We start from the raw sequence: 21,046 nt of genomic DNA, 5'->3' as shown, positions 1-21,046 counted from the left end.
TTCGTTCAGATTACTCTTTACCGAATACGTTGTTCTCTTGCTCTTGTACACGGATGAAAGTAGTACGCTTAGTTAGCTCTTTAAGCTTTGCTGCGCCTACGTATGTACAAGTTGAACGTACACCACCAAGGATGTCAGAAATTGTGTTGTGAACTGAACCACGGAACGGAAGTAAAACAGTTTTACCTTCTGCAGCACGGTACTTAGCAACACCACCTGAGTGCTTGTCCATAGCCGACTGTGAAGACATGCCGTAGAACTTCATGAACTGCTTGCCGTCTTGCTCAACAACTTCACCGCCTGACTCTTCGTGACCTGCTAGCATACCGCCTAGCATTACGAAGTCAGCACCGCCGCCGAACGCTTTAGATACGTCACCCGCACATGAACAGCCACCGTCACCGATGATCATGCCACCAAGGCCGTGAGCAGCATCACCACACTCGATGATTGCAGAAAGTTGAGGGTAACCTACACCAGTTTTAACACGTGTAGTACAAACTGAACCTGGGCCGATACCAACTTTAACGATGTCAGCACCTGCTAGGATTAGCTCTTCAACCATGTCACCCGTTACAACGTTACCAGCAGAGATGACTTTGTTCGGGAATTCTGCACGTACTTTTTGCACGTACTCAACTAGGTGCTCTGAGTAGCCGTTAGCGATATCAATACAGATAAATACGAATTCGTCGCTAAGCGCCATGATTTGCTTAGTTTTCTCAAACTCAGCTTCAGATGTACCTGTTGAAACAAATACGTTGTTCAGCGTTTTCTTGTCTGCTGTTTTTGCGAACTCAGCCCACTGCTCTACTGTGTAGTGCTTGTGTACTGCAGTCATTACACCGTGCTCTGCTAGAGCCGCTGCCATTTCGAAACTTGCTACCGAATCCATGTTCGCTGCGATTACTGGTACACCAGACCATTGACGACCGCTATGCTTGAATGTAAACTCGCGGGTTAATTCAACTTGAGAACGACTTTTAAGAGTAGAACGCTTTGGGCGGAATAATACATCTTTGAAGCCTAACTTAAGTTCTTGTTCGATACGCATGATAATTTGTCCTGTAATCATATTACGTGTCGTGCGTTTTCGGTAAGCGTTGGCAGACGCTTTACTGAGTTTCGGACACAAAAAAACCGGAGCGTTGGCAGACGCTCCGGTTTTCAGCATTATAGGCTGTGATTTACTAACAGCAAGTCTGATATTTCATTTTTTTTTGTGCTATCCTCTCAAAGATTCCATATCTGGTAAAAGCTCCCGCCCCTAGTTTTCAACTAAATTCTTAGTAATTAAGAACTTAACAACACATTCGCGCAAACGCTGTCGGTTTATTGCGCAAACGTTTTCCTTTCAAATTCGTCTAAAAAACCTTCGATAAGGCAAATTTGTGAAAAAAGTGCCCTTTAATCACATAAAAATCACACTTTTCTTTAATCAAAAAATGCATTTTTTCTTAAATAATTTCATTTTTTTCTGACTTTTTTCACTTCGTGAGCCAATCTCAGCCCTCTTTCATTACCTCTAAAATTTATAAAGTATAAAGGCAAGCTCGATTAGTACGTCCGAAACTTGGATGAGCGGAATGAAATCGACAAAATATGGCAGGTTTGATGTGCTTACTTATGAGATTCCAATGGGCACAAACCGCTGTTGATAGAGCTAAGTAGCAAGTCGACTAAAGTTAACGAACACAAAACGCCTTCTGTAGTTTGAAATCATTGCTACATCATCAGATAAAAAAATGGCCAAGGGGATTAACCTTGACCATTTTTATTGGTGTTTAGACTACTCTTCTAAGCTTGAGGCTCTGAAACGATTCAGCTTTACCAAAAGGTACATCAAGCCTTTTTCTGAGACATTAGAGCTTCTGCAGTCGCATCCTGAATAGACAAGAACAATGATGTCACTTGTCCAGTTGGAGAACGCATTGGGTTAAGCGTGACGTTCTGATACATAAAGTCCGCTTGCTGAGTTACTGGCCTCACGTTGCGACACTTAAACAGATAAGGTCTTTGTTGCCACGTAATAAAGCTACGACAGCCTAAGTCATAAACCGGTTTTGTTTTAAGCCTAAACCACTCTTCTGGGATTTCAGGAAACAGTTCAAAGATCGACTTGCCAATAGCGTCGTGCGATTGCTTACCACTATGGTGCGTCATGAAACCGTTCCACACTTGCACCTCAAAATCTCGATTGATGACCACCAGCCCCATATCGACGTTTTGAACCATGTCTACCATCCAGTGAAACTGTTCAAATTCAGCAGGAAGATTCAGCATATTAAAATTCCTCCATTAGGTAGGCTAATTTGTTGTCTAAAAGAGGCAGAGACTCATCAACAAACATAAACAGAAGATCACAGCGAATAGAAGTGCCATCAATGTTGTAACTGACTTCAAAGGTCATGGTCTTCTTGAACGAACCACTCGTGTTTTCGATAACAGAGTCAATTGAGATATGTTGACCTAGCAGAACCGGAGAGCTTTGGAAGAATCGAACCTCAGATTGCTCCCCTAACCCATTCAGGAAAGAGCCCACAAGGATGTTAGATACATCCATCAGCAGTTCTAACTCTTCCAGCTCTTCACTTTCAGTCGGAACCTTCATGAGCTTTTTAAGATCGCTCACACTCGAGTCACTTAACAAGACGAGCGCTTCACCGGCAATACCTTCTCCACTGAAGCCTTGGCAAACACCCGATACTTGGTCGTTGTCAGCCAAGTCACGAAGTGCCATGTGCAATTCGCTCACTTCGAAGATGTTCACGTTCGGCAATGGTAAGTGAACGAATACATTGAAATGACGCGCCAAAGCATCTGCTGCTCGACCTATCGCAACGTTCGCAACTTCCATATAGATGTCACGTCGGCGCAGAATCGGTAACTCTAGCGGTGCTGGCGTAATAAGTTGAGGCTGTTTTGGTGGCTCAACATGCTCACGTAGAATCGCTTTTAACGCTTCTTTATCAATCGGCTTTTTCAAAAACGCTTTAGCACCAAGGTCCATGACCTTCTGCTGCGCTTTTGGTTGGATATCGCCAGAAACAACCACAACGGGTGTGGTGTCACCTAAACGTTGCATCTCTTCCAATGTGCCATAGCCATCTAATTCCGGCATGGTGAGATCAAGGAACATCAGTTTGAACTGGTTTTGAGCTAACTCTTCAAGTGCATTAAGCCCATGAACAGCAAAAGTTATATCTGCATTTAGAGAACTAGGCAGTGATCGAGCCATCTGCTTCCGTGCTAACGCAGAATCATCACATATAAGAACTGGGAACGACATAAATGCACCACTGATAAATCAAAGCTAATTCGGACGAGTGTAACAGATCATTATGGTATCAGGTACGGGGTGAATAGATTTATATGTCGATTATTAATAAGAATGATAAGACGGACAGTTGAGCGATTATTTTGAGTGATTTTTCCTAAAAAACAATATGCTACAAGGGCTATAACAACTATCTTTAGTGAACATAACAGCATTATTTTATGAAGTGAGAGCCTTAACAACGAAGTTTATTAAAGCTCAATACTGATGGTTAAGTTTCGATGACCTTGCGCAATGACGACGGTTTACAGCTGATAGCTCGGCCATAGGATAAGCAGCGCGAAGCGAATGATCACCGCAAACACCAATAATGCAATGCCCAAGCGATACCACTTATACTCTGCAACGCTCATTGGAATACGTTTATAAAACATAGTGATCACGCCTTTCCAATCACTACTGCGTTTTCCATACTGCATCACACTCGTTAAGACAAACAATGCACCAAGTACTAACATTCCCTTCTCAGCCCAGAACAATCCAACTTCCATTTGTATATTCCTTGATATAACGGTGAGCGACTCAAATCATTCTAGTCACCTTTTAGCTCGGTTTCTGTAAGACCAAGGTCTAAGTCGCTCTGTGCTTAGACGAGCGCAAGTAAGTGAACGCAATGAACTCGGCAAATTAAACTGAACAACATGTTCATATCGAGTTCAGCTTACTCACCTATACTCATGTTTCCACTAACAGGAGAAACTCAATGAAATCACTGAAAAAGTCGCTTTGTGTATTAACTGCTTCAGCTTTACTCGTTACCGCTCCGTTTGTGAGTGCTTCATCACCACAACAACCGCCACAACCAGCAGTGAGCCCATTGCAAATGGTTATTGCTTCTTTAAACCTAAGTGAAGAGCAACATGCGGAAGTCATCTCTCTTATTGAAGACTATCAATCTGATCGAACAAAGATTGATATGAATAGCGCGATAGAACTTAAGAAAAAGCAGGTCGCCCTAGTGACTCAGCCTGACTTCAATGAAGCTGAGATGGAAAAGGTCATTGATACGGTTCAAGCGACCGAGAAGTCGATGGTGATGCAAGAGATGCGTCTTAAGAACAACATCTACAACGTGTTAACTGAAGAGCAAAAAGAGCAGTTCAAAACCATGATGAAGTCTGCGCTCTCTGGTGGACAGTGAGCACACAACGGTTGAGCATGACTATTCATAGCCGCTCCCTGATTCCTGATTCCTGATATTGATTCACTCCCCCATGAATCAGTGAGGTCGTGTTGATCTTTCGATCTGATTTTTGCAGCGAGTTACTGGGTATTTATACAAGGCAGAGGCTTTGATGTGTAGCTAGCCTACATGAGAAGCTGATAACGCAGTAGAAATGACCAGTAAACGCTGCCCAGAGGGTTCGAGCTGGGCGCCCCCGCAAAAAGCGTTTTACTCTTTGTTGAGGGAGATTTGCTTAGAATGACTAGGCGACTTCTCCCTCGCCGCGATTAAAACGCTTTTGACTAGGCGTCCCCATCCGAACAAAATTTAACCACGAAAAATCAACACGCCCCAGACAAACAAAAGCCACAGTTTTAATCTGTGGCTTTCTATTATGAGTAACATATTACTAAAAAGCTTAAGAATAAGCAGAACAACCTACATCAGGAGCCTTGCTGTTCTTATTAAGCACGACCATCAAATGAATGAGCAATAGAATACCTGTCACACCTAAGCCAACGCCGATCCCAGCCCAGATCCCTGCTAGCTCGAATTTTGGCATCAAGTACCAAGCAGCAGGCAGCAGGCAGGCCAAACATCCAGTAACCAATGGCAGTCATCACCGTTGGCATAGAGACAATCTTCATCCCTCTTAGCAGGTTAATCGCCAACAGTTGCCAAGCATCAACAATAAAGCACAGAGCGACGACCCAGATCACTGAAGCCAATAGCGATGTCATTGCGCCAATGCCGTCGTCTAGCTTGAAGATAGAAGCGATCATCTCAGGCCATATGATGAACACGGCAGACAAAGCGACACTCAACACTGACACTAATATAAAGCTTTGAATCGAGGTTCTTTTGATGCCTTCATAGTTGCCTGCGCCATAATCACGGCCAACCAAAATTGCCGCAGCTTGCGAGAAACCGAAGTTGAAGTTCCAAGTAAAGCTTAAGCATTGCAGCAGGATTTGATGAAGCGCCAGAGAGGCTATGCTGATCGTCCCTGCCATTAAGGTGCCGCCGTAAATCAAGCCATGTTCAAGTAACGCCGCCAAGGCGATAGGTAAACCCATTAACAACAACGGGCTCATCAGCTTGATGGAATACTCTTCGGTATGGAGCCAAGGGGCGAACGGTTTGAATTCGTCACGTTTAAACACCCAAACCGTGTATCCAATCATTACAATGAATGCCGCAATAGCCGTACCTAAGCCCAAGCCTGTTAAGCCCATATCTAACTGGAACGTAAGGAAGTAACTCACTGGCACATTTAAGATCACAGTGATAATCGACATCACTAGAATAGAGCGCACATTACCAAACGCACTGGTTAAGCCGCGCAGCACCAATAAAATAAGCGAAGGCAACATCACCCATTTTAGAGCATGCACATACTCCATCGCTAAGGTAATCACTTCCTGTGGTTGCTTGGCAGCTTCTAACACCAAAGGTGCTAACCAAAAGCTTGTCATTAAAAGTGCACTAAGTACAAACGCCAGCATGGTTGCGCCTTTCACAGCCAACCTAATTTGGCTATTACCAAATTCAGGGCGAGCGACTCGTTGACCATAAGCAATAGCGATCAGGTTTGCCACACAACCAACTGTACTGCTCGCAATAATGAAGATAAAAAAGTAGATAGACGCGCCTAAGCCACCAGCAGCAAGGGCTGACACGCTGATTCGCGACATCATCCAAACATCAGTAAGGACTAAAGCCATGGATATCAGCTGTGAAATGATCAAAGGGAATGCAAGAGTCAGTATTTTTTTCATGAGCGCCTCAGTTAATTTCGCCCAAAATACGATCGATGGGACTAGCGTTCAATTGATAAATTTGCGACTCTAACATTCCAAAAACTCATGCGAATGAATTATGACCCCATATCCTAGTCTGCCTTCCTCACATAATGGCTTAAAAGCCTTTGAAGCAGCAGCAAGACTGATGAGCTTTACACTTGCCGCCGATGAGCTCAACGTGACACAGAGTGCAATCAGCCGTCAGATCAAACAGCTTGAAGATGAGCTGAACGCATCGCTGATCATTCGTAAGCATCGAGCCATTGAATTAACGGTGCAAGGTCATGATTTGTATGTCGCTTTGCGAGAAAGCTACGGCAATATCGAATCGGTTATCGCTTCCTGGAGTGAACCGAAGCAGAAGCGCATAGTGATAAAGGCAACCTTGAGCTTCGCTACGCGCGTGTTGATCTCCAAAGTTCGTGAATTAAACGAGCGTTACCCAGATTACGAGATCGTGATCGTCCCTGTGATTGAAGAAGATGAAGCAATCAACAGCAGCGAATACGACCTGTTGATCTTCCACACTCGATTCAAAAAACGCTATGACAACGCGCCTGACATCACTTTCTTGCGTGAAGAGTTCATGGCTCCAGTCTGCTCTACGAGCTTAACGAATGCTGTTGGTTTGACTAAGAAAGATACCAACCTCGATTCGATCTTAACCATGCCGAGGCTGCACCCAACCTTAGATCATCATGATTGGAAAGTATGGCTAGCCGATGTTGAATCGCCACCGAAAAAGCCCGTCAGAAATACCAGTTTCTTGTCTTTGGATATGGCACTCAGTGCGTGCTTATCTGGTGAAGGCGTCACGGTGACGGATTTGCTTTTGGTTTTACAGGATCTGCAGCGCGGTTTCTTATATTGCCCAGAGCATGCCAAGATCCAAAACAGTGCGTGGACCTATTTCATCCACCAGCGCACCCACTCGCCTGTGATCAGTGGTTTAATTGATTGGCTTAAAATAGAGACAGCGAAAGAGATCGAATTGTTGAAAGCACTCTCCGAGCAAAATCATTGGTCAGGAGTGATTGAAGACCAGCACTGAACACGAGCTTACGCCAAATGAATAAGCCGCAACATGTGCTGCGGCTTATACTAATGAAGTCATCGCTCTTCGTTTAATGGGCTAAGTGGCTTAACTCGACAGCACTTACAACTTAAACATACGCGCACTGCGTGGTGGCAGGTTAAACGTATGATAGCGAGAAGAAATAGTTTCTGTCGCGCTGCTTAATACGTCTTTGTATTGAACATGCCAATTGAACTCGTGTTGGTAAGTATCAACGGTCACACCACGCGTCTCTCCACACTTGTTTATCCCAACGACCCCTTCTTTGCCACGCTTGAACAACAAGGTGCACTGGTCACTTGAAATCATGGTCATTGTTTTACCTTGCATCGCATTATGAAAGCTCAACATGTTTTTCATTATCGAACTGTTCCACACATTACCCCAACGACCACTATCCTTGTCTTCAGAATCAGGAAGATCATCACTGTAGATCAGCGGCGTGCCTCCATCTTTACCAAGGATATACGCATAAGCAAGCTGCTCATCTTGCGGGTCCATAATTTGGTAACGGAAGCCGTCGTTGGTTGGAATGTCATGTGTGATAGTAAAGGTAATGGCACGGCTATCATCCAATGCTTGACCGTAAGCTTGTGGATCGTGCAATTGGTTTAATCCGCCGCCCATAGAAAAAGCTGCTCGAATCGAAGCAAACAACGGGAAATCGTACGCTGAGTGGTTGGTGTTGTTTAAGTAAGGGGCTAAGAAAGACTCATAACCACTGTTCCCTGCCCCACCACTGGTAATCACCTCACCAAACACATGCATGTTCGATGTGATTTCAGGCGTAAATACTTGGTCGATTTGGTACTGGCTCATGTGTTTCACCGCATCAATGCGGAAGCCCTTGATGCCCATCTCTTTTAGCGCCTTCAAATACAAACGTTGCTGTGACACTACCCAGTTGTTTGGGTCGAGATCGGGTAGCCCAGTATCGCCATCAGCACCACACAAACGCCAGTATTGAACATGTCCCGGATCGTTCCAGTTTGTAATACAGCCTGCAGCATGGAAATCGTTAGCCGAAACAAAACCTTGCGCTAAGTTGCCAAAAAGAGTCTGGTCAGCATAGTAGCTTGAGCGGCTGGCATACTCGTTTAGAACTTCTGTACCAGGGTAGTTTAAGTCACTTCGCTTCCAGCTTTCATTCGCCATATGGTTAAGTACGACATCTGCGTAAACATCAACACCGACGCTTTTCAGCGCAGCAATCATTGCCGCTAAATCTTGTTTATTCCCCAATGGAGAATCAATCGTGCGTAGATCTTGTGGTTGATAACGCGCCCACCATTGGGTCCCACTAGATTTCATTGCCGGAGCAACCAGTACTTTCTTGTAACCAGCTTCGGCGATTTGATTAGCATTGGCTGTCACATCTGAATATTTCCAGTTAAATGCATGCAAAATGGTATCGGCATAAGTCGCTGAACTAAAAGAGCAAAGCGCAAGTGTGGATATGAGTAAGGTATTTATTGGTTTCATAGAACATATCTCTCATTACAAATTCACAGGAATGATATGAGTGATAAGGACAATTAAAATGCCCGATAAATCAGAGTTGGATTAGCGTCACTTTCTGTTGATGTTGATTTTATAAAATTGAGCTATAACCGATGTTATGCGAGGCAAAATGTGATGTAAGTTTGGCGGTAGATTGATGTATCCGTAATACTTAAAAGAGCAGAAATGAGAATTAATTGAATCAAGTTGACGAGAAAAAGACAAAGACTTTGGTTGCCTCTCCTAAACTAAGCTATGATTCCTTCTCCCTCAACCGATTGATATTTTTATGCCTTCTTTCTCTTTTTCAATGATCCCTGTTGGGGTTCGATTCATGCTCCTCTCCGCTTTTGGGTTCGCACTCATGTCAGCTTGTGTGAAATACATTAGCAACTACGGCATACCTGTATTTGAGATCGTTGCAGCAAGGGCATTGGTATCATTGATCATCAGCTACATCGACGTAAAACGAAAAGGCATTTCTGTCTGGGGTAACAACAAACCCCTATTGTTTGTTCGAGGTGCAGTCGGCACTGCGGCGCTGATGTGTGTGTACTACGCAGTTACTACGTTACCGCTAGCAGAAGCAACCATTCTACAATACGTACACCCCGTATTTACTGCCTTGCTTGGCGTGTTATTCCTCAAAGAACGTGTCCAAAAATCGACTATGATTTGCATTGCGTTCTGTCTAGCGGGCTTATTGGTGATGGTACAACCAAGTATGAACAGTAACGTAAGCAGCGATTTGCCGTTATTCAGTATTCTGGTGGCATTACTTGGAGCGTTTGGTAGCTCAATTGCTTATGTGATTGTCCGAAAGCTGAGCCAAACAGAAGACAGCTCTGTCATCATCTTCTACTTCCCATTAGTAGCTTTACCGATATCGACAGCGCTTATTTGGAACGACTTTGTAATGCCAAGCCTATTCTTAACCGTGATGTTGGTTTTGGTTGGGGTATTCACTCAAATTGGTCAATACGGTTTAACCAAGGCAATGCAAACTCAAGCAGCAGGAAAAGCTTCGGCTTACTCTTACGTTCAAATCGTCTTCTCTGCATTGTTAGGCGTATGGATCTTCAATGAGATCCCATCAATATGGACATATCTTGGTGGTGGTCTGATTGTCACTGGCGCGCTTATTAATGTGTTTGGGAAACAGCTATTGGTGCCGTTCAAAGCTAAGTAAAACACCGAGCGAAAGAATAGTTAGCTAATCAATCTAAAAAGGCATTGCGGAGTGTTCCACAATGCCTTTTTCAGTTTTCCTACCTAACGATTCTGCTAACTTGTAGCATTTCTCAGCTTAGGATCATCACTCAGATATTCAACGAACTCGATTTCAAAGCCAGCCGGATCTACAAAGTAGACATTTTTTCGATAAGGTTCTTCAGCGCCGGGTTTAGCAATCGGGAAGCCCGCATCGATAAGACGTTGAGTTACGCTTTCGATATTATTGGTAACATAGGCGAAGTGTGCTAGACCAACAGAGTGACCATCTAAATCTCGATTCTCACCCTCACCATGATCACTCATTGCGATATACTGATACTCATCTCCGAAGTGTAACCAGTTACGTGGCTTACCTGACCATTCGCCCTTACCTTCGTCACGAACATACCAATGAGGGAACGCCGCTTTGTAGAAAGTCAGCATTTCTGGGATGTCTTTAACGACTAAATTTACATGTTCAAGTTGGATCATTCTTCTCTCCTTAAAGTATTCTCGTAAGCAACGTTGCATATCCTAATACCTCAAGTTAAGTTGAGGTAAAGCACTAATTTGCATTTATTTCGAGAACGTTTTTAGAGCCCAAACTGTCATATTTTCTGAAATACAAACTTTAAGTTTAGACGACCTCAAACCAGATAACTGGCCTCTACTTCAAGAGAAAAATAAACCTACTAGATTCCCTCAAATTTGGATAAGAAACCAAGTTTCCTGTTCAATATTTAAACGTATTAACATCCCCTTATTGACTGATACATCAGCTTACACTTCGCTTTCATATTAGCCAGCAACACTGATCTGGGTTAATAAACTGGTTTCACAGCACCTTTATTGTTAATTAAGTCAAATAACTATATAAGGAAGTTACAGTGAAAAAAGTATTAGCATTGGGTATTGCAGCAGTAATCTCGGTTCCAGCATTTGCAGATCACAACACAATCGATGGTATGGATTTCGGACCACTAGCAAAGTTAGTTGGTACCTGGAAATCCGTAGAAACTGGTGGTATTGATGTATCACCGGGCCAAGAAGGTACTGAAGTGGGTGCGGGGGGCCCTGCAGTCACGCCATTTTATGAAGTGATGACATTTGAAGTGGCCGCTGATGCAACCAACGCCAGCGACCAATATCTCGTTGCGCTTTACTATAAACAGGAAGTATTCCGAAAGGCTGACGATTCTAAATTCCACGATCAACGTGGTTACTTCATCTATGACCAAGAAAATCAGATCGTCTACAACTCTTACTGTGTGCCACGCACCACATGTGTCACCGCGGAAGGCCCTGCTGGCGACACAATGACGTTAGTCGCGTCTAAGCGCGGTATCGCTGAGTCTGAATACATGACAGACAACGCAACTACCACAGACTTCACAATGAACATCAGCATCTCAGACGACACGCTGACTTACTCTCAAACCACTGGCTTAGAGATCTACGACAAAACCTTCGCACACACCGATTCAAGTACACTAATTAAAGTGAAGTAGACTCAAATACAAACGCCTTTCACAACGAAGTGAAAGGCGTTAATTGCGACTATGGTTATCACTATCGAAACAGCTATCTCCCTTTTTACCTCAATAGATTATCACCCTCTTTCTTATCCCTTTACCACTAGATGCAATAATTGATATTCCACGAGAAAGCTAGTAATGGCTGATTGAAATAAGTGGAATTTAAAACAAATATTATGTCATTTAATGCGAACCATTATTCTAAATTAGCTAAAGCTACATTAGATAAGATATTTAACAAAATAGTTAATTAACTATAGTGAATATCAACATTAATATTGATATTTAGATTAGTTTAACAATCTAGGATTAAGATATAGATCAAAGCTTCAATGTTTATATAAAATATTTATTTCAATATTATTGAACCTATTTTTCGTTCCGTTTACATTCGTTTCCGCATAACAGAAATCAATAACTACTCACCAAAAACGCTCAACCTCAACACACTTTCATGTATTGGATACTTGAAAACGATAACAGCTTCCCTACATCATCAGGAACTTTAATATGATCGCAACTTTCCTTAAGCGAGCCCTAATAATCTCAGCAACAAGGTTTGTTGCACTGTCTCTCGCGATGGTCGATATGATCATGTTAGGACACACAAATATGGTGGCAGTGCAAGATTACACCTTGGCTTCACAAGTCGCTCAGGTTTTCGTTATCTTGGCTGTCGTGCTCAGTATTGGTATCAATATTGTCATTGGACAGAACAAAGAGGCACCTCGTCAAACTGCTCAAGAAATACTTGGATATTCAATATGTCTTGGCGTGGTTTTACTTGTTATAAGCCTTCTTGTGGGCCAATTTTTTGATGCTTCAAACCACGCAAATCAAAGTTATTTTATACTTTCCATTAGTATTTTTCCGTTGGCTATTTATGTTGGATTATGCAATATTTTAGAAGCACGAGGCTTAGAGAAAAAAGTGCTAGCGGTAACAATAGTCAGTGCTATAGCGAATATCGCTTTTAACTATATCGCAATAGCTAACATAGATAACGCTTCTGTAGCGGTATCAATATCGACACTAGCAATACGCGTTTTAACCTTATTACCTGTCATATATCTAGGTTTCAAAAATCAGCTCATCTCTACGCCACGATTCAACAAAGAAAAGGTCGGAATACTTGTTAATTTTGGTCGCACAGAAGCATTAACCAGTATCTGCTTCACTGGCGGTATTTCAATTTTGGTTCTTACATTTGCCAGTCTTTATAACCAAGAGCATACTGCGTATCTTGGGTTTGCCCTCAACTTTATGAATAGCTTTTCCGTGCTCTATGTAGGGTTGGTGATATCTCTGTCCATTTCACTCTCTCAAATGGACAAATCCTCTAATGAACCTTACTCAATGCTCACGATTATGTTCGGTTATATCCTCGTGAGTGCATTTGGGTTAATTTTACTTGCTGAGGCTATTTCTCAGATCTATACACCTACTGCAACAAATGAATTGGTAAAAGCATTAAAACTCTCAGTCGCAGTGATCGCAATTGATGGTATTGCTCTTGTGTTTATATCTTGGTTAAGAGTTAGAGGCTTTTCTCAACTCCCGCCGCTATTTCGACTTGCAATGATCTTTGTTGGGCTGCCAGGAGCTTTCTTTATCACCGCTTTCGATAACCCTGTTCTCAATGTCATCTTTTTCATGGCCCTCGGCAACCTAATCGCTGCGTTAGCGTCAATGGTCTATTTTGTGTTTCGTATCAAGCATAAATCTGAAGCTCTTTTAGGAGCTCATCAGTAGATAGATTTCTCCACTTCCATACCGCGAGCACAATCTAAAAGTGCTCGCATCTCTCTTAGTGATCGGAACCTAAAAGCAAACCGTAACGATTTAAATACAAGTGCTTAGCTATTTATCGTCGTTCACACCGAGGGAGTCACACATGGACAACAGGACCACCATCATTGAGTTTCTTAGAGTATTCGAGTTTATTCGCTCTTCCGGGGAACAACTGAACAACAAATATCAAGTTGGTGAGATGATAGCTTGGCATGATTACGATGGTTACACCTGTTGGCTAAGCTACAAAGGCGTCACCGTGACACTGATGTTTCATGGTTCGCTGAAAATTGAGTACGAAAACGCGTCAAACTACTCTGAGTTCATCGACCATTGTCTAGGAATTCTCGCCACGGAATCTTGCGCGGACTAATGAGTAATGGAGAAAATCATGAACGAGTCGGACTTCACAGCGTCTTCACTGCGTAAGCGAATAACGCCTTTGTGGTTAACCCTCAGCCTTTCTTTGTTATGGTCTGAAACGTCAACAGCAGGAATAGAGATGATTGATTTCACGCAAGCAAGCGAACACCAGAAATGGTCTGCAATCAACGATAATGTAATGGGTGGCATTTCAACAGGTGGGCTCATTTACGATGGCAAGCAGAGCCTATTTAAGGGAGACCTATCATTAGAAAATAATGGTGGATTCAGCTCAATAAACCGCTCTCTTGAATCGTTAAATCCCGCGGTTAACAACGTAGAGTTATCCTTTGTTGGTGATGGACGCACCTACCAGTTAAGGTTCACCACATGGAAAGACGGCTATAGAACCAACTACAAGCACAGCTTTGAGACCATCCAAGGCGAGCAACTCAAGAAAGTGTTCAAACTAGAGGACTTTCAAGCCGTGTTTAGAGGCCGATTACTCAACAATGCACCAGAACTCAAAGCTCAAGACATCAAACAGTTCGGCTTTTTGATTGCAGACAAACAGCCTTTGCCCTTTGAGTTAAAACTGCTTCAGATTCAATTCAAAGCATCCGAATAAATTGGAAAGATCACAGATGAACAAAGCCCCAGACACCAATTTCTTTGCGAAAAATGTCTGGGGCTCTTCTTGTCAAGCGTCAAGACTCAACCAATGCTCAAGGGTTCAAAACGCCTATATTCTAGGTCATTAACACTTAGTATTTGATGGCAGTTTTACCAATCGATGCGCTGCTTTCAATACGTTGATGCGCCTCTTTCAGCGTATCTGAACTCAAACCATTAAGTGTTGTGGTTAGCGTAGATTTAATACGACCTGCATCAATCAAGTTCGCCGTTTGGAACAAGATATCTTGCTGCTTCTGAATATCGTCGGTGTTGAACAGCGAACGCGTAAACATGAGCTCCCAAATGAAGCCTACTGACTTACCTTGTAGTGCCGACAGGTCAATCTCACTATCAAACTCAACAATCGAACTGATCATGCCTTGCGGCGCAATCAACTCTACCATCGCGTCCCAGTGGCCTTTTGTGTCTGCAACATTAAAGATGTAATCCACATACTGGATGCCTTGCTCTCGCACTGATTCAACCAGGTTACGGTGGTTCACTACGTGGTCTGCCCCCATGTCTTTTACCCACTGCTCGGTTTCAGGTCTTGACGCTGTCGCAATAACGTTAAGGTTGGTTAATTGCTTCGCAAGCTGAATTGTAATTGAACCAACACCACCAGCACCGCCAATGATCAGGATAGATTTTTTCTCTTCAGGGCGAACACGTAGACGATCAAATAACGCTTCCCATGCAGTAAGCGTTGCAAGCGGCATAACAACCGCAGCTTCATCCGTTAAGCTTTGTGGCGCTTTAGCGGTGATGCGATAATCGACGGCTTGGTATTCTGCGTTAGCGCCCATGCGTGTTACGTCACCCGCATAGTAAACACGATCGCCTAACTCGAAGCCTTTAACGTTTGTGCCTTTGCCAACCACTTCCCCAACAGCGTCGTAGCCCAACACTTTTGGTTGCTCAAGTGTCTTATCTTTTGCGTTGCGAATACGGATTTTCGCGTCTGCAGGGTTGATAGAAGTCGCACTCACTTTGACCAGTAAGTCATTCTCTTTTAATTCCGGCAGGCTCGTTTCAAATTCAAACAGGCTTTCTGGTTCTGTAATCGCTAGCGACTGAGTAAATCCGATGGCTTTCATTGTAGATGGTAGTGACATGATGATTCTCCTTAAATTCGATAATTGAATCTTAGAGATTTCTCACTTTAGATAAACAGCCTAATGTTTGAATTATTATCAAATTATTTTTGATAATAACGTGTACGTATGCAAGAAAAATACTAAGATTAACCACAGCAAAATGCCCAATCTTATGGCAAACAGAGCAACCGATTCTCGGCTCAGAACAGGGAAATGAAATGCTTCTTGAAGACTTACAAGTAATTTTAAAGGTTGCGGAGTTTCGCAGTATCACAGCAGCCGCCACTAACCTAGACATGCGCACAGCAACGGCAAGTGCGGCAGTGAAACGCGTTGAATCGGCACTCGGTGCAGAGCTTTTTGTAAGAACTACTCGTCATCTTCGTCTCTCTCCCGCTGGAGAACGATATTTACCAGAGTGCGAACAAGCGTTGAAAATGTTGGACCAAGCGAAACTCAATATACGCGAGGAGCTTGGTGTCATTGATGGCGAAATTCGAATCGCGCTTTCATCAGATTTAGGGCGAAACCTCGTCATACCTTGGCTAGATGAGTTTCTATTTGATTACCCTCAAGCGACACTTCGAACGAGCATCAGCGACAGTAACATCGACTTTTATCGTGATTCTGTGGATATGGCGCTGCGTTATGGTTCGCCAACTGATGCCAACATGTATGGCTTCAAAATTTGTGATGTGCCAAGAATATTATGTGCTTCGCCTGAGTATCTCGCAGAAAAAGGCAGCCCAGACCATCCAAGTGATTTGGCTGAGCACAACGGACTGCTGTATCAACTCCATGACATGTTACAGGATGAGTGGGTCTTTAACGACGGCACCCAAGACCACAAAGTAAAGCTCAAAGGGAACCGTGCATCCAATGACGCTGACCTAGTTAGGCGATGGTGTGTTGCAGGAAAAGGCATCGCGATAAAGTCTTGTTTGGATATGTCGAGTCATTTGCTGTCTGGCGATGTAGTCAAGATCATGCCCAACTATGAGCCGACACCAACAGAGCTGTGGTTGGTATGCCCAAGCCGTCAATCCATCACGCCAACCGTTCGTCTACTAAGAGATTTATTCCGTGAGAAAACGACAGAGATCCTTTCCCAGCTAAATAAACAAGGTGTCATCAGCAGCACAACGTCTTAGTGCTGAATTTCAAACTGGATACAAAAAAGGCGCTAGCGAACCATTGTTCACGAGCGCCTTTTGCGAATGGCCTATCACCAAACATGGCAAACCGATTCGCGTACTTTAGAAGATACTTAGTTACTCTTCGATGATATCGCAATCAGCACAACACTGAAGCGCTACTTCATGTTCGAACTCAATCGTGTCTTTACCGTCTTCAAGCAGCTCTGCGATCTCGTCAGCGACTTCTTGCTCATCATCCGCCTCGATTTCACCTTCAAGCTCTTCTTCTGAATAACCAAAGAAGTTCAACAGCAGGTACTCGCGAGCTTCTTCTTTAGTGCACACAACGTTCGCAGTAAGGTCAGGGGTAATCTCACCTTGTGCAAGTGTTTCAGTCAGTTGCGCTAAAACCACCTCTTTCATCGCTGGCGTTAACCAACCAAGATCTGTGCTTACTGTCGTTTTTTTGCAGTCAAAACAAGGCAGTTGGTGAAAGTAGTATTGAAACGTAGTCATAGGTAATATCTTCTTTAAATGTTGTATAGCGAGATTATGCGCGTTTTTTAGCAAAATACTATCTCAATCACAACTCCGAATGACTGAATAGCTAGCTGTCGGTCAATAATTGCTTCAAACAATCACTACCTAAATCGCTACACACATCGGCGTATTCGAAATCGGATCGCGGAATACTTTCGCATTTAGGTCAAACACATCATCAAGTAACGCCTCTGTCATCACCTCGTCGGGCGAGCCTTCTGCCACAACACTACCCTGCTCTAACACCACCAAATGATCGCAGTAACGACACGCTTGATTTAGATCGTGTAGTACCACTACCACCGTTTTACCTTTGGCGTTCATTTGTTGCATCAAATTCATTAACTCCACCTGATGCGACATATCTAAATACGTGGTTGGCTCATCAAGCATAACGATGTCCGTATCTTGTGCTATCACCATAGCGATCCACGCTCTCTGCCTTTGTCCCCCTGATAAGGATTCTACTGGCTTATCAGCATATTCAAGTACGCCTGTATCACGCATCGCTTGCTCAACAATGGTTTGATCGTCTTTTCCTAACTTTCCCCAGTGAGATACATAAGGAGAACGTCCATACTCAACCAATTTTCTAACAGTAATACCTTCAGGACTAACAAGGATTTGTGGCAGAAGCGACAAAGAACGTGCAAGCGACTTATCGCCATAACTCGATAATGGTTTACCTTCAAACAACACCTCCCCCGACATTGGTTTATTGATTCTTACCAAGGTTTTTAACAAAGTGGATTTACCGCATCCATTAGGACCAATTAGTGCGGTAATTTTCCCTTTAGGGATTGAAACCGTGAGGTTTGGGATGATCGTCTGTTTGCCGTACGCGACGGAAAGGTTCTGCGTTTTTAGCATGGTTACCAACCTCGATAACGATAAAGAAGAAAAATGAAATAAGGTGCGCCAATCACTGACGTCAGCACTCCAGCAGGCAGTTCTATTGGAGGACTCAAACCTCGTGCGAGTGCATCTGCGCAGGTGACTAAAATGGCCCCTAATAAAGCAGACGCAGGGATTAGCAACTTATGATTATGCCCAAACAATAAACGCGCTAAGTGAGGCGCCAATAGCCCGACGAAACTGATTGTCCCGGCTACTGACACGCTGACACTTGCAAGTAATACAGCGGCCAACAACGCGAGAATCTGAATCTGTTTTGGTTTGATACCCAAGGTAGTGGCACTTTCCTGACCCAGTCCCAATACATCTAATCGCCAAGCAAGCCATAATGCCATTGGTAATAGTAAAACCAACGCCCCCCAGATAAATGGGACTTGCTGCCAGTTCCTACCCCAAAGGCTACCAGTGAGCCATACCATAGCGGTATTGATCTCGATAGGGTTAGTGACGAGTAAGAAATCGATACAACTGGCCAGAAACGCACTCACTGCAATACCAATCAATGCCAGTTTGGCCGGTGTTGGCTGGGACCACCATGCCAATAAGGCAATCAATCCAGCTGCAAAAACACCACCAAACATCGCAAATATAGGAAGCAAACTCACCGGCGCATTCGGAAACCAAACCAAACTCGCTGTTGCAGCAAGGCCTGCTCCGGCGCTAATTCCCATCAAGTCAGGAGACGCCAGAGGGTTACGTATTACACCTTGTACTAAAACGCCTGAAAGCCCTAACCCTGCACCGACACTGATTGCGAGTAACATACGTGGCAACCGATACTGTTGGATAACAAAATCGTCACTAGAGAAAGCAATCAGATGTTCCATCACTTGAGAAATAGAAAGTGATGCTGCCCCAACAAACAAGCCAGAGAACGCCATCAACATAAGCAGCCCAAGTAACAACAATAGCTTCGCATTATGATGCATTAAGACTTCCTCGTAGCTATGAGAACAAAACAAGGTGTCCCTAATAAAGCAGTAATAACACCCACTGGGGTTTCTGTCGGGAAAGCAATAGCTCGCGACAACGCGTCTGACCAAGATACCAATGCAGCACCAGCCATCGCGGAAACGGGAATTAACACATGGTAATTATGCCCAACCATAGGACGAACTAAGTGGGGAATTAACAATCCGACAAAGCCAATAGGCCCGGCAATAGCGACACTCGCGCCCGCCAGCAAAACAATGGCCAAACTACAAATGAATCGCGTAAGGCGGATGTTACTGCCTAGCCCAACCGCAACCTCCTCACCAAGCGCCAGTAAATTAAGGTTGCGCGCCAAGCTAATAGCCAACCCTAGCCCAATCAATATGGGCGGCCACAGAATTCGCCATTGCTCATCATCCACGGTAGACAAGGAACCGGTGAGCCAATGCAGCACGCTATAAGCCATATCGTCGGCAAGAATCAATGCTGCTCGAGTCAACCCAATCAGTAGTGCCGTAATGGCTATGCCCGCTAAAACCAAGCGCAACGGGTGAGAACGTGCGGAAAAAAAACCACCGAGGATCATCACAGCACCGCCACTTAACGAGGCACCGATAACAGCATTAAGAATTGGATTGAGTTCACTGACAACAGGCACGCCTATGGCAGCTAAAGCCATAAAACAGGCAGCACCAGAATTAATACCAAGAATAGAAGGAGATGCGAGTGGGTTTCTTGTTAAGCCCTGCATCAATAAGCCCGCAACCGCTAAACTCGCTCCAATCAATAACCCAGCATAGGCTCTTGGCACTCTCAGAGTCGCCAAAATTTGATGAGTCATATTGCTCGCATCAAACGCAAACCAATAGTCAACTAAGTCACTTAGGGTCAGAGAAAAGTTAGACCATCCCAGCATAGAAGCCGCATAGCCAGATAGCATCAAGCACAACACTGACAACGTAAATACAGTGACTCGCCACGGTAATATTGGCAGGTTTCGCATTCCACTAGATATCGATATCGTTCTCATGATCGTTCCAAGATCTGCTCTAGATTTTTCGCCATCTGTTCAGCCGCTAGCATGCCTCGGTTTAATGACCAAAGTGCTGGCGACACTTCAACAACTTGCCTATTTTTTGCTGAAGTCATTAGGTTGAATAACGGATTTTTCTCCCAATCGTTGACCACATTAGGATGCGAGTAAGCGCCCAATAGCAGCCAGTCCGGATTGGTTTTTAGCAGCAACTCAAAGCTTGTTGGCAAATACGCTTTTTCAGTGAGCTCTTCAATCGGGCTCGCAATTCCTAATGTGGTCAGTACTCCTCCGGCATAAGATGCTGGACCATGAAGCCACATGCCTTTATCCGAAACGACAGCAAACTGAACGGTTTGCTTTAGAGAGAAGTGGCTCTTGAACTCGAGCATAGCTTGATGATGATGTTGAATTCGTTGTTCCATATCTGATTGCTTATCAAGAGCAACACCAATTTTTAGCGCTGATTCCAAGTTTTCTTGATAAGTTTCGCCTCGGCTTTTTAATAGCAAAGTAGGTGCAATTCGTTGTAGATCTTGATATACAGCTCGATGACGTTCCGCATCTGCGATGATCAAATCGGGCTTGAGAACGGCAATCGCTTCTAGGCTAGGTTGAGAGCGCATACCAACAGACTGCCAAGGGTCAACCAACGCTCTTACCGCTGGAATCACTCGTGTTGAGTCATTGTCGTCAGCCACACCCACAGGAGAAACGCCTACCGCGGCTAATGCATCAACAAATGAGAATTCCAGTACAACGATACGTTGCGGCGTGGTGTTAATCTCAAACTGACCTTGCTCATCTTGGACCACCCTTGTTTTGGCTAAACTCGAAAATGAGATTAAGCACATCACCAAAGCAGCAATACTTAGCCATAATCTATTCATTGGGCGTAATGTATTCGTCGAAACTGATTGAGAGTCGTTTCCCATAT

Annotated in this window: 20 protein-coding genes and 1 pseudogene; 8 read left to right on the top strand and 13 right to left on the bottom strand. The window is 43.9% G+C overall.

Translation table 11 applies throughout. The features are described 5' to 3' along the window. Positions 1 to 10: 10 nt before the first annotated feature. The 4 genes from F0251_RS16760 to F0251_RS16745 form a co-directional block, all read right to left on the bottom strand. Positions 11 to 1,054: a GMP reductase gene (locus tag F0251_RS16760; protein ID WP_061032294.1), complete on the bottom strand. Its 1,044-nt coding sequence runs from the start codon at positions 1,052 to 1,054 to the stop codon at positions 11 to 13. A 788-nt stretch (positions 1,055 to 1,842) separates the two neighbouring features. Further along, positions 1,843 to 2,283, bottom strand: coding sequence for a PAS domain-containing protein (locus F0251_RS16755; protein ID WP_008216396.1), 441 nt, complete (start codon positions 2,281 to 2,283; stop codon positions 1,843 to 1,845). A gap of 1 nt (position 2,284) precedes the next feature. Then, a complete protein-coding gene (locus F0251_RS16750) occupies positions 2,285 to 3,289 on the bottom strand; it encodes a response regulator (protein WP_032498090.1) in 1,005 nt (334 codons plus the stop codon). A gap of 293 nt (positions 3,290 to 3,582) precedes the next feature. Beyond that, on the bottom strand, positions 3,583 to 3,828 hold the full coding sequence (locus F0251_RS16745; protein WP_102424407.1) for a hypothetical protein: 246 nt from the start codon (positions 3,826 to 3,828) through the stop codon (positions 3,583 to 3,585). Between the two features lie 212 nt (positions 3,829 to 4,040). On the opposite strand from F0251_RS16745, the gene F0251_RS16740 reads away from it, so the two are divergent. Beyond that, positions 4,041 to 4,478 carry a Spy/CpxP family protein refolding chaperone gene (locus tag F0251_RS16740; protein WP_171731424.1) on the top strand — a complete coding sequence of 146 codons (438 nt, stop codon included), beginning with the start codon at positions 4,041 to 4,043 and terminating at the stop codon, positions 4,476 to 4,478. Positions 4,479 to 4,920: 442 nt separating this feature from the next. Here the strand turns inward: F0251_RS16740 and F0251_RS16735 are convergent. Continuing rightward, positions 4,921 to 6,280: pseudogene (locus tag F0251_RS16735) on the bottom strand (MATE family efflux transporter). Positions 6,281 to 6,380: 100 nt separating this feature from the next. On the opposite strand from F0251_RS16735, the gene F0251_RS16730 reads away from it, so the two are divergent. Beyond that, positions 6,381 to 7,355, top strand: a complete 975-nt coding sequence (locus tag F0251_RS16730; protein ID WP_171731422.1) for a LysR family transcriptional regulator — start codon at positions 6,381 to 6,383, stop codon at positions 7,353 to 7,355. Positions 7,356 to 7,460: 105 nt separating this feature from the next. On the opposite strand, the gene F0251_RS16725 is transcribed toward F0251_RS16730, so the two are convergent. Then, complete coding sequence (locus tag F0251_RS16725; protein ID WP_171731421.1) at positions 7,461 to 8,861, bottom strand: alpha-amylase family protein; 1,401 nt, start codon at positions 8,859 to 8,861, stop codon at positions 7,461 to 7,463. A gap of 307 nt (positions 8,862 to 9,168) precedes the next feature. Here F0251_RS16725 and F0251_RS16720 point away from each other — a divergent pair, with 307 nt between their 5' ends. Continuing rightward, positions 9,169 to 10,068, top strand: coding sequence for a DMT family transporter (locus F0251_RS16720; protein WP_171731420.1), 900 nt, complete (start codon positions 9,169 to 9,171; stop codon positions 10,066 to 10,068). A 95-nt stretch (positions 10,069 to 10,163) separates the two neighbouring features. On the opposite strand, the gene F0251_RS16715 is transcribed toward F0251_RS16720, so the two are convergent. Next, the gene (locus F0251_RS16715; protein ID WP_061032287.1) at positions 10,164 to 10,583 is read right to left on the bottom strand and encodes a VOC family protein; all 420 of its coding nucleotides are present in this window, start codon (positions 10,581 to 10,583) and stop codon (positions 10,164 to 10,166) included. A 395-nt stretch (positions 10,584 to 10,978) separates the two neighbouring features. Between F0251_RS16715 and F0251_RS16710 the strand changes: the two genes are divergently transcribed. From F0251_RS16710 to F0251_RS16695, 4 genes are all read left to right on the top strand, one after another. Continuing rightward, on the top strand, positions 10,979 to 11,599 hold the full coding sequence (locus tag F0251_RS16710) for a heme-binding beta-barrel domain-containing protein (RefSeq protein ID WP_105058358.1): 621 nt from the start codon (positions 10,979 to 10,981) through the stop codon (positions 11,597 to 11,599). Positions 11,600 to 12,136: 537 nt separating this feature from the next. Beyond that, positions 12,137 to 13,378, top strand: a complete 1,242-nt coding sequence (locus F0251_RS16705) for an MATE family efflux transporter (RefSeq protein ID WP_171731419.1) — start codon at positions 12,137 to 12,139, stop codon at positions 13,376 to 13,378. Positions 13,379 to 13,520: 142 nt separating this feature from the next. Beyond that, positions 13,521 to 13,790: a DUF3081 domain-containing protein gene (locus F0251_RS16700; RefSeq protein ID WP_171731418.1), complete on the top strand. Its 270-nt coding sequence runs from the start codon at positions 13,521 to 13,523 to the stop codon at positions 13,788 to 13,790. Positions 13,791 to 13,796: 6 nt separating this feature from the next. Then, a complete protein-coding gene (locus tag F0251_RS16695) occupies positions 13,797 to 14,408 on the top strand; it encodes a CIA30 family protein (protein ID WP_116871359.1) in 612 nt (203 codons plus the stop codon). 136 nt (positions 14,409 to 14,544) lie between these two features. On the opposite strand, the gene F0251_RS16690 is transcribed toward F0251_RS16695, so the two are convergent. Next, positions 14,545 to 15,570 carry a zinc-binding alcohol dehydrogenase family protein gene (locus F0251_RS16690; protein WP_116871358.1) on the bottom strand — a complete coding sequence of 342 codons (1,026 nt, stop codon included), beginning with the start codon at positions 15,568 to 15,570 and terminating at the stop codon, positions 14,545 to 14,547. Between the two features lie 200 nt (positions 15,571 to 15,770). Here F0251_RS16690 and F0251_RS16685 point away from each other — a divergent pair, with 200 nt between their 5' ends. Then, positions 15,771 to 16,703 (top strand): LysR family transcriptional regulator, encoded by a 933-nt coding sequence (locus F0251_RS16685; protein ID WP_171731417.1) that lies wholly within the window; start codon positions 15,771 to 15,773, stop codon positions 16,701 to 16,703. Positions 16,704 to 16,823: 120 nt separating this feature from the next. Here F0251_RS16685 and F0251_RS16680 read toward each other — a convergent pair whose 3' ends face one another. The 5 genes from F0251_RS16680 to F0251_RS16660 all read right to left on the bottom strand — a co-directional run bounded on the left by F0251_RS16680 (position 16,824) and on the right by F0251_RS16660 (position 21,044). Beyond that, positions 16,824 to 17,204, bottom strand: coding sequence for a hypothetical protein (locus F0251_RS16680; protein ID WP_004737837.1), 381 nt, complete (start codon positions 17,202 to 17,204; stop codon positions 16,824 to 16,826). A gap of 129 nt (positions 17,205 to 17,333) precedes the next feature. Beyond that, positions 17,334 to 18,098, bottom strand: coding sequence for a Fe(3+) dicitrate ABC transporter ATP-binding protein FecE (gene fecE, locus F0251_RS16675; RefSeq protein ID WP_061032278.1), 765 nt, complete (start codon positions 18,096 to 18,098; stop codon positions 17,334 to 17,336). Positions 18,099 to 18,100: 2 nt separating this feature from the next. Beyond that, a complete protein-coding gene (locus F0251_RS16670) occupies positions 18,101 to 19,072 on the bottom strand; it encodes an iron ABC transporter permease (protein ID WP_116871356.1) in 972 nt (323 codons plus the stop codon). Then, on the bottom strand, positions 19,072 to 20,106 hold the full coding sequence (locus F0251_RS16665) for an iron ABC transporter permease (protein WP_116871355.1): 1,035 nt from the start codon (positions 20,104 to 20,106) through the stop codon (positions 19,072 to 19,074). The genes F0251_RS16670 and F0251_RS16665 overlap by 1 nt, the downstream gene beginning before the upstream one ends. Then, a complete protein-coding gene (locus F0251_RS16660) occupies positions 20,103 to 21,044 on the bottom strand; it encodes a Fe(3+) dicitrate ABC transporter substrate-binding protein (RefSeq protein WP_116871354.1) in 942 nt (313 codons plus the stop codon). The genes F0251_RS16665 and F0251_RS16660 overlap by 4 nt, the downstream gene beginning before the upstream one ends. Positions 21,045 to 21,046 lie beyond the last annotated feature (2 nt).

The organism is Vibrio sp. 070316B (genome assembly GCF_013114115.1).
Lineage (GTDB): Bacteria > Pseudomonadota > Gammaproteobacteria > Enterobacterales > Vibrionaceae > Vibrio > Vibrio chagasii_B.
This window is presented reverse-complemented; position numbering and strand designations above follow the sequence as displayed.

What these genes read in the sequence shown, in the direction of transcription:
- F0251_RS16685 (WP_171731417.1), top strand. Translation starts at nt 15,771, where the DNA reads ATGCTTCTTGAAGACTTACAAGTAATTTTAAAGGTTGCGGAGTTTCGC.
- F0251_RS16695 (WP_116871359.1), top strand. Translation starts at nt 13,797, where the DNA reads ATGGAGAAAATCATGAACGAGTCGGACTTCACAGCGTCTTCACTGCGT.
- F0251_RS16665 (WP_116871355.1), bottom strand. Translation starts at nt 20,106, where the DNA reads ATGAGAACGATATCGATATCTAGTGGAATGCGAAACCTGCCAATATTA.
- F0251_RS16750 (WP_032498090.1), bottom strand. Translation starts at nt 3,289, where the DNA reads ATGTCGTTCCCAGTTCTTATATGTGATGATTCTGCGTTAGCACGGAAG.
- F0251_RS16760 (WP_061032294.1), bottom strand. Translation starts at nt 1,054, where the DNA reads ATGCGTATCGAACAAGAACTTAAGTTAGGCTTCAAAGATGTATTATTC.
- fecE (WP_061032278.1), bottom strand. Translation starts at nt 18,098, where the DNA reads ATGCTAAAAACGCAGAACCTTTCCGTCGCGTACGGCAAACAGACGATC.
- F0251_RS16740 (WP_171731424.1), top strand. Translation starts at nt 4,041, where the DNA reads ATGAAATCACTGAAAAAGTCGCTTTGTGTATTAACTGCTTCAGCTTTA.
- F0251_RS16680 (WP_004737837.1), bottom strand. Translation starts at nt 17,204, where the DNA reads ATGACTACGTTTCAATACTACTTTCACCAACTGCCTTGTTTTGACTGC.
- F0251_RS16700 (WP_171731418.1), top strand. Translation starts at nt 13,521, where the DNA reads ATGGACAACAGGACCACCATCATTGAGTTTCTTAGAGTATTCGAGTTT.
- F0251_RS16705 (WP_171731419.1), top strand. Translation starts at nt 12,137, where the DNA reads ATGATCGCAACTTTCCTTAAGCGAGCCCTAATAATCTCAGCAACAAGG.
- F0251_RS16745 (WP_102424407.1), bottom strand. Translation starts at nt 3,828, where the DNA reads ATGGAAGTTGGATTGTTCTGGGCTGAGAAGGGAATGTTAGTACTTGGT.
- F0251_RS16720 (WP_171731420.1), top strand. Translation starts at nt 9,169, where the DNA reads ATGCCTTCTTTCTCTTTTTCAATGATCCCTGTTGGGGTTCGATTCATG.
- F0251_RS16730 (WP_171731422.1), top strand. Translation starts at nt 6,381, where the DNA reads ATGACCCCATATCCTAGTCTGCCTTCCTCACATAATGGCTTAAAAGCC.
- F0251_RS16660 (WP_116871354.1), bottom strand. Translation starts at nt 21,044, where the DNA reads ATGGGAAACGACTCTCAATCAGTTTCGACGAATACATTACGCCCAATG.
- F0251_RS16755 (WP_008216396.1), bottom strand. Translation starts at nt 2,283, where the DNA reads ATGCTGAATCTTCCTGCTGAATTTGAACAGTTTCACTGGATGGTAGAC.
- F0251_RS16690 (WP_116871358.1), bottom strand. Translation starts at nt 15,570, where the DNA reads ATGTCACTACCATCTACAATGAAAGCCATCGGATTTACTCAGTCGCTA.
- F0251_RS16670 (WP_116871356.1), bottom strand. Translation starts at nt 19,072, where the DNA reads ATGCATCATAATGCGAAGCTATTGTTGTTACTTGGGCTGCTTATGTTG.
- F0251_RS16715 (WP_061032287.1), bottom strand. Translation starts at nt 10,583, where the DNA reads ATGATCCAACTTGAACATGTAAATTTAGTCGTTAAAGACATCCCAGAA.
- F0251_RS16725 (WP_171731421.1), bottom strand. Translation starts at nt 8,861, where the DNA reads ATGAAACCAATAAATACCTTACTCATATCCACACTTGCGCTTTGCTCT.